The sequence below is a fragment of the Bacillus sp. RSS_NA_20 genome, assembly GCF_020165915.1.
Lineage (GTDB): Bacteria > Bacillota > Bacilli > Bacillales > Bacillaceae > Bacillus > Bacillus altitudinis.
This window is the reverse complement of sequence record NZ_JAIUKW010000003.1, coordinates 702,865-718,870: the sequence shown is the minus strand read 5'-3', so window position 1 is coordinate 718,870 and position 16,006 is coordinate 702,865. Positions and strand designations below refer to the sequence as shown.

General features: G+C 40.3%; 13 protein-coding genes. 6 read left to right on the top strand and 7 right to left on the bottom strand.

The genetic code is table 11. The annotated features are described in order from the left end of the window. The first annotated feature begins 312 nt into the window (after positions 1-312). Both LCD32_RS03880 and LCD32_RS03875 read left to right on the top strand, forming a co-directional pair. Positions 313-1,008: a response regulator transcription factor gene (locus tag LCD32_RS03880; protein ID WP_024720193.1), complete on the top strand. Its 696-nt coding sequence runs from the start codon at positions 313-315 to the stop codon at positions 1,006-1,008. Continuing rightward, positions 998-2,425: a sensor histidine kinase gene (locus LCD32_RS03875; RefSeq protein ID WP_007498154.1), complete on the top strand. Its 1,428-nt coding sequence runs from the start codon at positions 998-1,000 to the stop codon at positions 2,423-2,425. The genes LCD32_RS03880 and LCD32_RS03875 overlap by 11 nt, the downstream gene beginning before the upstream one ends. 186 nt (positions 2,426-2,611) lie before the next feature. Here the strand turns inward: LCD32_RS03875 and LCD32_RS03870 are convergent, their stop codons facing one another. From LCD32_RS03870 to LCD32_RS03855, 4 genes are all read right to left on the bottom strand, one after another. After that, positions 2,612-3,457, bottom strand: coding sequence for a GAF domain-containing protein (locus LCD32_RS03870; protein WP_025206746.1), 846 nt, complete (start codon positions 3,455-3,457; stop codon positions 2,612-2,614). 152 nt (positions 3,458-3,609) lie between these two features. Further along, the gene (locus LCD32_RS03865; protein WP_224562804.1) at positions 3,610-4,986 is read right to left on the bottom strand and encodes an aspartate kinase; all 1,377 of its coding nucleotides are present in this window, start codon (positions 4,984-4,986) and stop codon (positions 3,610-3,612) included. A 174-nt stretch (positions 4,987-5,160) separates the two neighbouring features. Next, positions 5,161-6,594: an MDR family MFS transporter gene (locus tag LCD32_RS03860; protein WP_224562801.1), complete on the bottom strand. Its 1,434-nt coding sequence runs from the start codon at positions 6,592-6,594 to the stop codon at positions 5,161-5,163. A 16-nt stretch (positions 6,595-6,610) separates the two neighbouring features. Then, positions 6,611-7,477 carry a TetR/AcrR family transcriptional regulator gene (locus tag LCD32_RS03855; RefSeq protein WP_224562798.1) on the bottom strand — a complete coding sequence of 289 codons (867 nt, stop codon included), beginning with the start codon at positions 7,475-7,477 and terminating at the stop codon, positions 6,611-6,613. A 654-nt stretch (positions 7,478-8,131) separates the two neighbouring features. Between LCD32_RS03855 and LCD32_RS03850 the strand changes: the two genes are divergently transcribed. After that, positions 8,132-9,571: an SIR2 family protein gene (locus tag LCD32_RS03850; RefSeq protein ID WP_008347240.1), complete on the top strand. Its 1,440-nt coding sequence runs from the start codon at positions 8,132-8,134 to the stop codon at positions 9,569-9,571. A 110-nt stretch (positions 9,572-9,681) separates the two neighbouring features. On the opposite strand, the gene LCD32_RS03845 is transcribed toward LCD32_RS03850, so the two are convergent. Further along, on the bottom strand, positions 9,682-11,034 hold the full coding sequence (locus LCD32_RS03845) for an IS1182 family transposase (RefSeq protein WP_224562795.1): 1,353 nt from the start codon (positions 11,032-11,034) through the stop codon (positions 9,682-9,684). Positions 11,035-11,298: 264 nt separating this feature from the next. Between LCD32_RS03845 and LCD32_RS03840 the strand changes: the two genes are divergently transcribed. Next, positions 11,299-11,610: an ArsR/SmtB family transcription factor gene (locus LCD32_RS03840; RefSeq protein ID WP_026050045.1), complete on the top strand. Its 312-nt coding sequence runs from the start codon at positions 11,299-11,301 to the stop codon at positions 11,608-11,610. An 81-nt stretch (positions 11,611-11,691) separates the two neighbouring features. Here LCD32_RS03840 and LCD32_RS03835 read toward each other — a convergent pair whose 3' ends face one another. Further along, on the bottom strand, positions 11,692-12,243 hold the full coding sequence (locus LCD32_RS03835) for a DUF4865 family protein (RefSeq protein ID WP_060780765.1): 552 nt from the start codon (positions 12,241-12,243) through the stop codon (positions 11,692-11,694). Positions 12,244-12,342: 99 nt separating this feature from the next. Here LCD32_RS03835 and LCD32_RS03830 point away from each other — a divergent pair, with 99 nt between their 5' ends. Beyond that, positions 12,343-13,074, top strand: coding sequence for a LysR family transcriptional regulator (locus LCD32_RS03830; protein WP_060780766.1), 732 nt, complete (start codon positions 12,343-12,345; stop codon positions 13,072-13,074). A 66-nt stretch (positions 13,075-13,140) separates the two neighbouring features. Here LCD32_RS03830 and LCD32_RS03825 read toward each other — a convergent pair whose 3' ends face one another. Further along, positions 13,141-14,565: a PLP-dependent aminotransferase family protein gene (locus LCD32_RS03825; RefSeq protein ID WP_060780767.1), complete on the bottom strand. Its 1,425-nt coding sequence runs from the start codon at positions 14,563-14,565 to the stop codon at positions 13,141-13,143. Between the two features lie 108 nt (positions 14,566-14,673). Here LCD32_RS03825 and gabT point away from each other — a divergent pair, with 108 nt between their 5' ends. Continuing rightward, on the top strand, positions 14,674-15,990 hold the full coding sequence (gabT, locus tag LCD32_RS03820) for a 4-aminobutyrate--2-oxoglutarate transaminase (RefSeq protein WP_060780768.1): 1,317 nt from the start codon (positions 14,674-14,676) through the stop codon (positions 15,988-15,990). The last annotated feature ends 16 nt before the right edge of the window (positions 15,991-16,006 follow it).

The following is a 16,006-nucleotide window of genomic DNA, read 5'->3' as shown; positions in this document are numbered from 1 at the left end:
TCGCTCCGCTCCGGTGCTCGCCCTTCCTAGACTGCAAAGGTTTTCTATCACGCTGAAAAGAAGACAAAGGGCTAAAATCAAGTTCATTTTAGCCCTTTGTCAACAATCTGGGCTCATCAATCAGATGAGCTTTTTTTCATAACAAAAATCAATGCGGGTCACCTCGACACCCAACTCCTTCAAAAAGTATGAATAAAAGATGACCAAAGCATGATAAGTTCATGAAATCGTATCAATCCAATTGAGATTTGAGAAGGAACATGTAAAATAAAGCTACATAAAGAAAAACAAAGGCAACAGCGGAGGCTGATGATGAAAATATTAATGATTGAAGATAACCAGAGTGTTTGTACAATGACGGATATGTTTTTTCAACGAGAAGGGTTTCAAGCGGAATTCGTCCATGATGGATTAGAAGGATTGAATCGATTTAAGCAAGAGGAGGATTGGGATCTGCTCATCTTAGATGTCATGCTTCCTTCAATGGATGGTCTGACCATTTGTCAAAAAGTACGCCAGATTAGTGATGTTCCGATTATTATGCTGACAGCAAAGGAAACGGAATCTGATCAGGTGCTGGGCTTCGATCTTGGGGCAGATGATTATGTGACAAAACCCTTTAGTCCGCTCACCTTAATGGCAAGAATCAAAGCAGTGAAACGACGTTTTGCTCAAACAACATCTACTCAAGAAGGAGCGAAAGAGGATGAACGGCTAGAGACCGAACATTTTCAGTTAGATAAAAAAACGAGAGAAGTGTTTCTAGAGGGGAAACGGATCGAAAATTTAACGCCAAAGGAATACGATCTGCTGTGCTTTTTTATACAGCATCCTCGGCAAGTATTTTCACGAGAACAATTGCTTGAGCAAATTTGGGGATACCAATTTTATGGTGATGAACGAACAGTTGATGTTCATATTAAACGATTGCGCCAAAAAATCGGAGACGGACCTAAGCCCTTTCTGTATACGGTATGGGGCGTAGGGTATAAGTTCGATGAAGATTAAATATTTTTACCAGTTGCTGATTAGTCACCTTGGGTTATTGCTCATTGCCATCATTATTATCAGCACCTTGATGTCTCATTTTGTGAAAGATATTGCTTATCAAAATAGGGTAGACGAAATGAGTTCGTATGGGAATGAAATTTTGGAGAATTTTAAACAATTGTCGAAAGCCGAGATGAACTTCCGTTTGCGTCCATTTGAAGACATTCTCTCGACGAGACAAATCCGTTTTTTCGTCTTTGATGAAAAAGGGACTGTGCTATCTCAGCAGCAAGAGATGCCGCCGCATGAAGCGTTACTCACAAAAGATTTGTGGGCCAAGCTCGCAAAAGGAGAAGAAATTATTGTCAAGCGAAGTGATTCACGCCGGCTTGATCAAGAAGCATCACTTGTGGCACTTCCTGTCATGGAAGACGGAAAGCTGAAGGGCGGGGTGGTGCTCATAGCTCCTATTCAAGGAGCAGAAGAGCTGATTGCTCAAATGAACCGGTATTTATATATCATCGTGTTTGTGGCATTGACGATTACCTTTATTCTCAGTCTGTTTCTGTCGAAGTTCCATGTGAATCGTATCAAAAAACTGAGAGAGGCAACTGAGAAAATTGCGCATGGTGACTACAACATTCATCTTGAAAACAAACACCTTGATGAAATTGGTACACTAGGTGAGGATTTTAATATGATGGCCAATCGTCTTCAACGGTCAAGAGAGGAAATTGACCGGCTCGAAAAGCGTAGGCGACAATTCATCGCAGATGTGTCTCACGAATTGAAAACACCGCTGACGACCATTCGAGGATTGGTCGAATGGCTGAATACTGCGGATGTGCCGGCAGAAGAGAAAGAGAAATGCTATGCGCTCATCACTGATGAAACAAAACGAATGTTGCGTCTCGTCAATGAAAATATGGATTATGAGAAAATCAGGTCGAATCAAATCACTCTTCAAAAATTTCACTATCCACTCATTGATACGTTTGAAGTGATTAAGGAGCAGCTGAGCCGAATGGCTGAAGAGAAAAACAATCAGCTTATGGTAGAGGTTCACCCTGAACAAAAGGTATACGCAGATTATGACCGGCTCATTCAAATCCTCGTCAACATCACAAAGAACGCCATTCAATTTACAGAAGGCGGCCGTATTTCTTTGAGAGGGAAAGAAGAGAATGGGGAAACGATCATTGAAGTAGAAGACACGGGAATCGGCATTGCACCTGAAGAAGTCAAACACATTTGGGAACGTTTTTATAAAGCGGATATTTCGAGAACGAATACACCATATGGAGAATACGGACTTGGCCTGTCGATTGTCAAGCAGCTTGTGGACTTGCACGACGGACAGATTGATTTAAAAAGCGAAAAACATAAAGGAACAACATTTATCATTCGTTTACCGCTCCCACAGGAAAAGGGCTAAACTCCGTTTAGCCTCAGCGTGTAGAAAAAACCTCGCATTCGGTGTCAGTCCTGCGTGCCGGTGCTCACGAATGTGAAATTCGCTCCGCGCCGGTACTCGTCTTTCCTAGGGCTGCAAAGGTTTTCTATCACGCTGAAAAGAAGAAAAGGGCTAAACTCGGTTTAGCCCTTTTTGGTGTATCATCACTTATTCTGTTTTGGAAAACGTTAGGCCGATATGAGCAAGTGCCTGAGGTAAATCCTTACGAATGGTGATGTCTTTAAATGAAATATTCGATTGAATCGCATTTAGCGCAAGGTCTTGCTTAATTCCTGTTAAAACAGCTGAAATGCCTAAAAGTCTTAACGTTTGCGCATAGCTGACCAAGTATTGAATGCTTTGTTCATTGAGTCGTTTTGTCCCTGAAACATCAATGACCAAATGAGAGAGCGACAGCCTGTAGCTTTCCTGTAAAATGGTTTCTAAAATATGCTGCGCACGTGTCTCTTCGATATCACCAAGAAGAGGGAGCACGGCGACACCGTCAACAACAGGTACGATCGGTACAGATAATTGCTGAATCTGCCGATTGGCCTGGTCGAGTTCTAAGACGTAACTCAACAAAGATGCCATCGTTTCAAACATATGAACATGCTCTTCTGTAAATTGCTGCGGCCTTAGATCAAGTCCACAAATGGTTCCATAGTTCGTACCATCAGTAAAATCGATGGGAACCCCAATAAATGATCCGCCTTGCAGCTGTTTCGTGACGTCTAAGTTTTTTGAACGCTCGTCCAAGCGGATATCAGGGATCAACAGCGTATCGCGATGATCGACCGCCAGCTTGCAAAATGTCTTCTCGTAAGGATTTTCTTCCCCTTCTTCAAGAAGCTGCTCGTCTTGATTTAGCACTTTCACAATCTGATTGGTGTTTTGATCATTTTTAGCAATAAACAGTGTATTCACATGAATGAATTGACTCATCATGTTTAAAATACTTGTAGAAGCATCATGAAAATTGCGAAACTGTTTTAATAGTTGTTGACGAGGCATGGATTAGGACTCCTTGTAGCTCCGATCAATGGCCGGAACAATAGTTGATTTGTCTCTATCATACAAAATCAAACGAGAAATAGATATACTTTAATGCGCAAATCGTGCGAGATCAAAAAGACTGCCGATCCGGAGATCTGACAGTCTGCTGATTAAATGGAGACAGGCACCGTGGACATAGAGAAAAATTCCTCATATAAGGCTTGAACGGCTTCTTTTTCTTGAGCCGCTTTGACGCCAAACATCATGCTCACCTCTGAAGAGCCTTGGTTGATCATTTCAATATTCACTTTGGCTTTTGACAGCGCTTTTGCCGCTCTTGCTGTTGTACCAACATTATGACGCATCGCTTCTCCTACGACCATAATAAGCGAGAGGTTCCGCTCTAGAACCACTTCATCTGCATCAAGTACAAGCTTTAATCGGTCTAAAAGCTCTTGTTCAATCTGCTGCTCCTCCAGCTGATCCTGTCTTAAAATAATGGTCATATCATCAATGCCAGAAGGCACGTGTTCATACGTAAGACCATATTCCTCTAACGTTTGCAACACTTTACGTCCAAAGCCCACTTCTCGGTTCATCAAATACTTGGAGATATAAATACTGCAAAATCCATTGTCTGACGCGATTCCCACAACAGGGCCATTCGTATGATCCCGTTGATTTACAATTTTCGTGCCTTTGGCCGTTGGATTATTGGTGTTCTTAATCTGAACAGGAATGCCTGCCCGAAAGGCTGGAATAAGTGCTTCATCATGAAATACAGAAAAACCCGCATAGGACAATTCACGCATTTCACGGTACGTCAGCTCTGTGATTTCCTTTGGTTCATGAACGATTGTTGGATTGACGGCATAGACTGCATCCACATCCGTAAAGTTTTCATACACATCTGCCTTCAGTCCGTTTGCCAAAATGGAACCGGTAATGTCTGATCCACTGCGGGAAAAAGTGACGATATCACCCGCTAGACTAAAACCGAAAAAGCCAGGGAACACAATGATGCCAGAGCGTTCTCTTAATTTGTACAAATGATCATACGATTCTGGAAGGACTTGCGCTTGACCAGGCTCGTCGCTGACAAATAGACCGGCTTCTTTTGGATTCACATAGTGGGCTTCGACGCCTTGATGCTGAAAGTAGGCTGCAATCAGCTTTGCGTTATTATCTTCACCGCTTGCTTTAATCGCATCAAGATAACGCTCAGGATGAGAAGAATCAGCCTGTAATAACGTGTTTACATCTTGCCGGATGGTGTCAATAATGTCTTGACCTAATCCCAGCTCATCCGCAATCGAGGCATATCGCTCGATGACAGCTTCTTGTAAATCGTTTGCTTCACCTAAACGTAAATATTGTTCACCGCAGCTAATTAATAGATCGGTGACCTTCGTATCCGTTGAATGCCGTTTTCCTGGTGCGGAAACAACGACTGCTTTTCGAGCTGGATCTGCTGTGACAATATCAAATACCTTTTGCAGCTGCTTGCCAGAAGCAAGAGAACTGCCACCAAATTTAACGACCTTCAATGCATACATCTCCTATAGTAAAAATTTTCTCACAAATTGAATAGTTTCTATTATCAACTCTTTTCTTCAAATTATCAAGGTTTTTCTTCTCTGAATGAACAAATGTATTTTTGGGGAGGACGTTATGTATGAATAGATGAAAAAAGAGCCGGCGATATGCCGAGCTCTTTGTCTTTATGAAGAAGAGGACGAAGAAGATAGCTCCTGCTTCATCACTTTGTTTTCACGTTTTTCTTTTAAGAAGAATGAGAGAACGAGTCCAATGACCGCAATAGCACCAGACACGATAAATGACGTATTCATGCCATGAACGGCTGACTTCATTGGATCGGATAATGCTGCATTGGCAGCAGAGCTGCTCATAATAGAGACAAGCACAGCTGTCCCAATAGAGCCGCCCATTTGTCTCATCGTATTATTCATTGCTGTCCCGTGCGGAATCAAATGCGGTGGTAACGAGTTAATACCGGCTGTTGTCAGCGGCATCATGATCATCCCAACCCCGATTAAGCGAAGCGTGTAGGCCACTGTAATGAGGGTAATCGATGAATTAAGGCTCAGCATCATAAATGGCAGGGAAGTGACAGCTAATATCGTAAACCCGCCTAGAGCCAGCCCTTTACCGCCTACTTTGTCAAAAATTCGTCCGATAATCGGTGATAGGAATCCCATAAAGAGAGCCCCTGGCAATAAGATCAGCCCTGTATCAAGGGCAGATAACCCTCTGACATTCTGCGTATAGAGCGGCAGAATCGTCTCTGTTCCAATCAGTAAGGCAAAGACGAGCATACCGAGGAAGGTCGTTAAGCTAAAGATCGCAAACTTAAAGACGCCAAACTCAAGCATCGGTCTTTTCAAATTCGACTGACGCAGGATAAAGAAGAACAAGCTCACAGCACCGACAATGAGTGAAATCAGAACGGTCGCACTCGTCCAGCCATACGTTCCGACACTTGAAAATCCGTACAGCAGTCCGCCAAATCCGAAGGAAGACAGGATCACCGATAAGACATCGATTCGAGTGTCTCTTTGCTGTGTGACATTTTTCATTAAGAAGAAAGCAAGAATGAGATCAATGATACCGATTGGTAGAACAATATAGAATAAGAACTTCCAGCTAAAGGAATCGACAATCCAGCCGCCAAGTGTTGGTCCAAGCGCCGGTGCGAATGAAATCACTAGTCCGACCATACCCATGGCTTGCCCGCGTTTTTCTTTTGGGAAAATGGTTAAAAAGATCGTTTGCATGAGCGGCATTAAAATCCCTGCGCCAGCTGCCTGCACGATACGTGCTGCAAGTAGCACCGGAAAATTCGTGGCGAACGAAGCAAGAATGGTACCTGCTGTAAAAATGCTAAGAGCCGTTAAGACTAAGGAACGGCTTGAAAATTTCTCAATTAAAAAGGCCGTAATTGGGATGAGAATCCCGTTTGTCAGCATAAAGGCTGTGGTCAGCCATTGGCCTTTACTGACATCAATATTGAACTCTTCCATGATATGCGGGATCGCTGGAATGAGAAGCGTTTGGTTTAAGATCGCAACGAACGCCCCAACGAGGAAAATCCCAACAATCACAGACCGATTATACGATGTTGTTGATTGGTTCATATTATCCCTTCTTTATCTATAAAATAATGCTTTTCAGCTGTGACACGTTTTGTGATAAAACGCTGTGTTTGCCTAAATAATCAAGCAATGAGCTGATTAAAAAGGTTCTCGGTTGGTCCTTTGACAGTTCTTGACTCAGCAGTTCAAACGCAGAGAGGAGATCGTCCTTTTCTTCTCCATTTGAGAGTGTGTGAAGCTCTTGTTTCATCTTTGTTAAGTACGAGATGACAAGCTTTTCTTCATCATATTCTTCCTGTGTGGAAAGCAAATAAGAGTCCATCAGCTGATCTGTTAGCACAGGCTTAATGGAGCAAGGCTTTATTGATACACGGTCCATCACACCGATGATCATTTCGGCGGCATTTTCTAATTGGATGTTCTTGTGCTCAATCGCCAACATCAAGATGAATTCTCTCATTAATCCGTTGAGGACAATCACAAGATCCCACACATAAGGCGCAACAGATTCACCATATGTGCTTAAAATCATGTCTCTGTGCCGCTGCATGATAATGGAGCGTGTCTCACGTAAATGCTTAATGACGATGGGCGAATGCTGTGAAAAAGCTTCAAAGGACAGCATATTCAAAAATTTATGATTCTCTTTAAACTCTTCAAGCTCAAGCTTAATCTTTTTTGTGAATTTTTCCTTTTTGGACAGCGTCGTTTCGGAATGAATGATCTGAGAAATCTCTCTCATTTTGCGCTGATTGTATTTAATCAGTTCCAATAGAAGAGCTTCCTTTGAATCAAACAGTTTATAAATAGACGCTTTTGATATTTTACAGGCATCAGCAATTGACTGCATGGAGACACTCATATAGCCTTTTTGAGAAAATAATTTCTTCGACACCCGCAAAATCTCTTCTTGCTTTTCGTTCATCTTCATAAGTCCTTTCCGAATCGGCAAAACCATATGGTCACAATGGAAACCGAGTGGTCACTTTTGCTATGATAACAAAACCAATGGCACATGACAAGAAAATGAGCTTAAAAAATACCTGTCATCCGACAGGTATTTTTTATAATAATTGAATAGTGATATGTAAAATGAGAAATTTCAGTTCTTTAAATATAAATACTCGTTAAAACGAAAAAACACAAATCAATTAATGGCTTTGTTTTTTCATGAAGATTATTGAAATAATGTAAACTTACATAAAAAACAATCTTAATTAACTTTGAGGATGTTATCGACAATGAGAATAATTTTTAATGTATATACAGTTAGTAGAGCAGTGGAAAACCCGTGGAATTAGATCATTATCTGGAGTTTAACTTGTTCAAGAACGCAATATACAAAAGGTAATATAATGAAATACAAGCTTCAAATTTCTCGAATGATTTGAAAAGAATTAAAAAAGTTGAAAAGGAAATGTGTGATTATAGAAAATCTTTGTAGAAAAAATTCAAACATACTGAAGATCTAAATATTATCAGTTCGACAGTGTTTAACAAATTATTTCCATATTATATAGTAAGAAAGCAGTGTCAATGATAAAATGGATATATTACTCTAAAATGGGAGTGTGAAGCTTTGTCAAACTACAATTCATATTTAAATAGTTCGTTAGAATACTTAAAACAATACATTGATAATATGAAAAGTAGACCAATTTTTTTTATTGGTTCTGGCTTTTCCCAGAGGTATATAAATTCTCCAACTTGGGGCGCGTTGCTTAAACAATTAATCAAAGAAAATCCTGAAATTAAGAGGCCTATGCAATATTTTGTTCAAGAGCATAATGGAGATTATGCAAAAATTGCTTCCGAATTGGTTGATTACTACCGAACTTTTGCTTGGGAACATCATGATAATGGTGAAATGTTTCCTCCTTTTCTTTACGAATCTGCTTCACGAAGCGTGCACCTGAAATATAAAATTGCAAGTATTTTAATTAACCTGATGGAACAATTCGATGCTGAAACACATGAATTCGCCGAAGAAATTGACTTAATAAAACAATTGAACCCACAGGCTATTATTACTACCAACTATGATAATCTATTGGAATCGCTTTTTCCTAAGTATGAAGCAATAGTAGGTCAGCAGGTCATCCGCCAAAAAAAATCTACTGATATTGGGCATATCTTGAAAATCCATGGCTCAGTTGAAGATTGTGAGAGCATAGTTATTGAACAACAAGATTATGACTACTTCTTTAAAAAGCAAATTTACTTAATTGCTAAATTATTCACCTATTTTATGGAGCATCCGATAATTTTTATTGGGTATAGCTTAAGCGATGAAAATATTAAGTCCATATTATACAATGTTAAGCAGATTATTGATGCCGATATCGAACCAATGATTGATAACATGTGGTTTATTGATTGGAGTAGGGAGCCAATTAACTTTAATTACACGCCACCAAAAGAAAAGTCTATCCCGGTTGGGAATGGGGAATCGGTAAGGGTTAATTATATTCAGTTACATACTTATGAAAAGCTATACGAAGCTTTATATCAAGACTCTGTTGATATTGAATTTCTTAAACAAATTGAAGAAACAGTATATAACGTAGTAAAGAGCGATACTATTACTAACCTTGAAGTTGATATTGCAAGCTTACGATACTTTACAGATAGAGACACTTTATTAAGCGCATTTACAACGTCTTCTGCTGCTGATGAACAAGCTGCTACAAGAACTCTCGTTACATTTGCAGACATTCAAGATCCTAATCAACTAGCAGTACAATTTACTCTTACTGCTACTGAGCTCTGCGAAAGAGTATATGATTATGAAAAGTCTTATTGGTCTCATGCCTATGATTTAATTAATGATATTTATAGTAAGACTGGAGTTAATCTACGTGAAAGTAACAATGTTTACCACGTTTACATGAACGGTGTTAGTAGGTACTCCATGGATATGGTTAACTTGCTTAAAAAGGCTAAAGACATGGAACCATATGTTATCAATATTGATGGCAGAGAAATATCATATCCACCAGAACAAAACGATACCGAATAGGTATCGTCAGATTGTAGAGAAACTCATGTTTTTCTACAATCTTTTTTATTTTCACCATCATTATGATAGATGAGATTGAAGGAAAAACATGAAAAAGGCCTCCCACACACCTAGCCTAGCTTTGCTAGGTGTGTGGCAATCTTCTTCATGTTCTGGCAGGCAGCTGTGAGAAGCACTTGCTCACTCACATTTTGTTTTCCCCTCAACCGGCAGTAGCGAAGCCCATGCAGTTGTTTTGAATCTGCAAAGCTTCGCTCTATTTTTTCTTTTCTTTTTTTATATAGCTCTTTTCCAGCGGCAGACAGACGATTTTGCCTAATCTTTTCTTTATATTCCTCCCACACATGTCTCGAGATGACCTTTTGATGATTTTTAGATCTTGTGCAGTTTTCAAGGAAAGGACACGATGTACATTTTTTAGGATCTGATTTGTAGAACCTATAACCTTTTCGATCAGTGGTGGTATATAAAAGCTTTTCACCATTCGGGCATATGTATTGATCTTGTTCAGAATCATACTGAAATTTCCACTTCTCGAATAATCCTCTTGTTGGATGAAAACGTCTATGTGCGATGACACCAAAAATACGGTGATCAGATAAACCTTTACAGATTGGGGTTGTCAAATAACCAGAATCAAGGGCAACTGCGTTTACTTGAAAACCAAATCGTGCGATTTGGTGATCCAATCGTTCAAGATACGGAACGGAATCATGGACATTGCCAGGCGTGACATGGGCATCTGTGATGATATTGTACTTCATATCCGTTGTACGGTGGTCTAGGTAGAAAAAGCCTTCCGGTTTGTTTTCACGATAAAGATAGCCACTTTCAGGATCAGTCGTACTTTGACGAATGTCTTTTTCCGTTTTCACCTCCTCTTTTACCTTTAAGGGCTTTTTTCCGTGTGCCACCCGATCTTCTTGGATCGCTTCTTCTAATTCATTTATATAGTTCTGGGTATCTTGTTCAATCGTTTTTCTTGTATATTTATGTTTATTGGCATTGGCTTTAAGATGAGTGGAGTCAGTAAAAAGAACGCGGCCTCCAACCATATCGTGATTGATGGCTTGAAGAACAATTTCATCGAAAATATCTTGAAAAATCGTTGTATCTTTAAATCGAGTACGACGATTCCAGCTAATGGTCGAGTGATGGGGAACGGGGTCATTGATGTTTAAACCTAAAAACCATCTATACGCCATGTTATAGTAAATTTCTTTTTCAAGTTGTCTTTCAGAACGGATACCGTACAGGTATCCGATAAACATCATTTTGAACAAAATAAGTGGATCAAGTGAGGGACGACCTTTATTCTCACTATAATATGGTTTTACTTTGTCTATGATAAATGAAAAATCAATGTATTGATCAATTTTACGAAGCAGGTGATCTTCTTCGACCAATTGATCTAGCAAAACAAATTCGGCTTCGTGCTGAGAAGAATTTCTAGTGTGGAACATGAGAAAAACACCTTCCTTTAGTATGCTTTTCTCTATTATAAAATGGGGTAGTGGAAAATTTAAGAAAAAAATAAAGCTGTCGAGATTTTCTCGACAGCCTGACGATACCGAATAGGTATCGTTTTATTTATTACTTAAGTTGGTTGCGCCAACTTATCAATTGAATTTAACACTAATGGCGATGCACTGGTAGTCGTATTTGCTACTTTGGATGGATTGAGTAACGAGATTGTATGTTAGAACAAAATACGATACATTTATCGTATGAATAATCCAAATCATCCAACCCAAGAAAACATGAGACTCATTTCTGTGCTGCAAGCATTGGCTGACCCTGTTCGGCTGGAGATTGTCCGCTGCTTAGCAGAAGCGGGTGAGAGAACATGCGGTACGTATCATATGAACATTGCCAAGTCCACGCTGTCGCATCACTTTAAAGTACTAAGAGAGGCAGGCATCGTGAAAGTGAGAATTGACGGGAAGCACCGTTACTACTCTCTCAGAAAGGACGACATTGATATCGCTTTTCCAGGCCTCTTGTCATCCGTTTTAGCTGTAGACAAGGAGCGGTGGTAAGAGAATCTTGCATCAACAAATGACAAATCCCCAAGGCATTGTAACCTTGGGGATTTGTGATGCGTCTCGTGTAAAACGGAATTAGGCCATTGAATGATCCATAGACAGATGGACAATGTCATAAATGTGAATCTGCTGCTCTATATTCTCTGGTAATGAGTCCAGAAAAGAATATTTGACGCATTTCCATTTATCGGGATTATATACGATGACTTCACCCTTATTGTCGTTGAAATGGGAAAAGAGATGGGCGATATCTAGATTTTCCAGGCAATCAGTAGGATGAATCGTCACATACTCTTCAAGAACGAATGTGCTACGATGAAAATCATCTGTTAAATGAACGGAATACGTGATGCCAATATTGATTTGTTTCCAGCCAAAAGAACGTAAAATATGATCAAATGACCCCTTAAACACAAAATTCGTCATGCCCTCAGATTGTTTCCAAATATACAATGGGCAATAGCTGTTGTGTAAACTCCTATGTTTGTCTTTTTCAGTGATCAAATAAGCTTTAAATAATAAATCCTGATATCCATCTGTTTTCCATCCATTGTTTCGTACTCTTTTTCTAATGATATTCATATCATAATCCGCAGGCAGATCCACATGATATTGCATGGCATGCATAGAAACACTCCCTTTCAATAGCCATCATAATCGACTTCAAACCAGTTGAATAATACATATTTGTGTTATTGTTATCACAAAAAGTGATAGGTGATCATGATGAATATAAATGATTTGATTATTTTTATAGAGGTGTATCAAAAAGAATCGATTAATCAAGCGGCTAAAGCTTTAGGGTATGCGCAATCCAATATTTCTCAAAGAATCAAAGCGCTTGAAACTTTATATGATGCAACATTTTTTATCCGGCATCATCATGGAATCAGTTCAACAGGACAGGGGGATTTATTTTATCAATACGCTCAAAAAATCGTAAAAGAAACGAAGGACATTCAACAAAAATTGACTTCACAGAAAAAGACCGTTTTATGCTCTGAACTTCTATTTAACGTTTTATACGAGCAACGAGTTTTAGAGGATATTCAAGCCACTGATTTTATCATTGCTTCATCAAGTACGATCAACAAAAAGTTAACAGAGGATGTGTATGATCAAATTATTTCTTTTAATCAAATGGAAAAACCGGAATATCAATTAAAAGAGGTAAAGAGCTTGGCATTGAACGTATATGGAAAATCTAAAGAAATATACGATGATGATATCTCATTGGTCGTGAATCGTGATCAGCTTTGCCCATTAAGACATGAGGCCAGACGTATGCTGGGTGATCGAACCCTATTTGAGTTAGATTCGTTTGAAGGAATGATCAAAATCGTTGAACAGGGAGATGGTATTGCGTTACTGCCAACCAACTTAAAAAGCCTTCAAACACTCGTGAAATTGCTAGAAAAAAATATTCACATCAACTATTACGTTTATGAAAGAATGTGATCGTAACACTCCTCTGTCGGTTTAGTCCCGTCAAAGGAGCGCCACGATTCATCTACATGAGCTGTTTCATTTCCCATAAATCGAGTCATACAGGCGTTTCACCGCTGGCTTAATATCCTCTGGCCGCATGTGCGAAAAGCCGAGGACGAGCGGGACAAAGCCTTCTTTGTGACCAGGCACATGCTCATCAAGGGTAAAACGGTCCATCCCGTACATTTTCAGCTTTCGGTCTTTGGCGCGTTGTAAAATCTCATGCTGCGTCCGATCTGAGCGGAATTCTGCGATAAAATGCAGCCCTGCATTTTCCCCGATAATCCGTACATTGTCACGAAAGACAGTGTCGAGTTCTCCAATGAGCTGTTTTCGTTTTTCCTCATATAGCCCATTCATTCTTTTAATATGCCGCTGATAGGCGCCATCTTTTATAAAATAAAGAAGGGTGTATTGTGTAAAAAGATTGGCTGTTTGGATGAAAAAGTGCTGTTCTTCCTTATAGCGTCTTAATAAATGTTGCGGTAGCACCATGTAGCTGATCCTCAAGCCGGGCAGCAATGATTTCGAAAAGGTCCCCATATAAATGACTTTGTCATAGCGGTCAAGGCTCTGCAGCGCCGGTATGCTGTCTGTGCCGTACTTAAATTCACTGTCATAATCGTCCTCAATGATATAGCGGTCTGGCTGATCAGCTGCCCAGTTTAATAGCTGTATCCGCCTAGAAATCGGCATGATCACCCCTGTTGGGAACTGATGAGAAGGCGTAATGATCAAGACATTTGGCTCTTTCTTCTGAATATCGCTCATCCGCACCCCTTTTTGATCAATGCCAATCGTTTCAATCCGGTGATGATTGTTTTTCAGCATTTGATACAGTCTGCGATAGCCGGGGTTTTCTAATCCATATATTTGATCAGCTGGAAGGATGCTAGATAACGAATGAATGAGCGACTGTGTACCTGCACTTAAAATGAGCTGTTCAGGGTAGCATTTGACCCCTCGTGCAAGTCCAATCAGCCGGGCAATTGTTTCCCGTAGCTCATAGACGCCTTGTGGGTGCGGCAGCTCACCAAAGGCTTCTTGGTGGAGATGAATCGCTTTTTGCTCACTTTTCAGCCAGCTTTTAAAAGGAAAATTGGCTGTATCAACAGAAATATGAGAAAAGGAATACCAGTCATCTCGCTCAATCGGATTTTCCTTTAAATCTGCTGGAAGGGAAGAGGGTTTTAGTTGACCTGATTCATGAAATGTTTCCAGTGATTCCACAAAAAAGCCTTTTCGTTCAACTGAATATAAATATCCCTCGGCAAGCAGCTGCTGATAGGCGCCATTCACTGAATTGACGCTGACGTTTAAAGTATCTGCTAACTCTCGTTTAGATGGTAATTGATCGTGTGGTTGCAGGTTACGGTTTAAAATTTCCTCTTTAATTTTTGTATAAATTTGATGATAAATAAACCCGTTTTCTCCTGTTTGATCTAGTTGAATTGTCAGCATCTCGTCATTCCATCCTCTCTGGTACCATGAAAAAAATGATATTGGTACTTTCTATCATACCAAAAAATATTCAGAATAATAAAAAAGACATAAAGGGGATGGATGACAATGAGTCAAACGACAACAAACCGTTTTTCAACAGAGGAATGGCAGGGGAAAAGAGATCAATACGTCGCAAGAGGCGTAAGTAATGGCAACCGTCATCTTGCAGCGAAAGGAAAGGGAGCCGAGCTTTTCGATATTGATGGCAATCGTTTTATCGATTTTGCAGGCGCCATCGGTACATTAAATGTAGGACACTCCCATCCAAAGGTTGTGGAAGCAGTCAAAGCGCAGGCAGACAGCCTGATTCACCCAGGATTTAATGTCATGATGTACGAATCCTATATCGAATTAGCAGAAAAGCTATGCCACCTCACACCAGGCGATCACGACAAAAAAGCCATTTTCTTAAATTCAGGTGCCGAAGCAGTTGAAAACGCAGTGAAAATTGCCCGTAAATATACGAAAAGACAAGCGGTTGTCTCTTTTACAAGAGGCTTCCACGGAAGAACGAATATGACGATGAGCATGACAAGTAAGGTCAAGCCTTATAAATTTGGATTCGGCCCATTTGCGTCAGAGGTGTATCAAGCGCCGTATCCTTATTACTATCAAAAACCTGAAGGATTAAGCGATGCAGCTTACGACGAATACATCATTGATCAGTTCAATCAATTCTTTGTCGCAACCGTTGCACCAGAAACGGTCGCTTGTGTGGTGATGGAGCCAGTCCAAGGGGAGGGCGGATTCATTGTACCATCGAAGCGTTTTGTCCAGCATGTCGCTTCATTCTGTCAGCAGCATGGAATCGTATTCGTGGCAGATGAAATCCAAACAGGATTTTCAAGAACAGGGAAATATTTTGCGATTGAGCACTTCGATGTGGTGCCAGACTTAATCACTGTATCAAAATCCCTTGCAGCTGGCCTGCCGCTGAGCGGTGTTGTTGGCAGAAAAGAATTACTTGATGCAGCGGACCCAGGGGAGCTAGGAGGAACGTATGCTGGCAGTCCATTAGGCTGTGTGGCAGCTTTGGCTGTACTTGATATTATTGAAACAGAACAACTGAATGAACGATCTGAACACATTGGACAAGTCATTGAGGACAAAGCGAATGAGTGGAGAAGTAAGTACTCATTCATCGGGGAAGTCCGGCGATTAGGGGCAATGGCGGCCATTGAAATTGTGGAAGATCAAACAACGCGTACACCAGATAAGAAGGCAGCCGCAGCGATTGCAGCCTATGCAAACAAGCACGGACTACTCTTATTAACGGCAGGGATCAATGGGAATATTATTCGCTTTTTAACACCACTTGTCATCACAGATGAGCTGCTGCAAGAAGGACTAGGGATTATCGAAGACGCCTTCACAGCACGCTAAACAACAAAGGGGGATG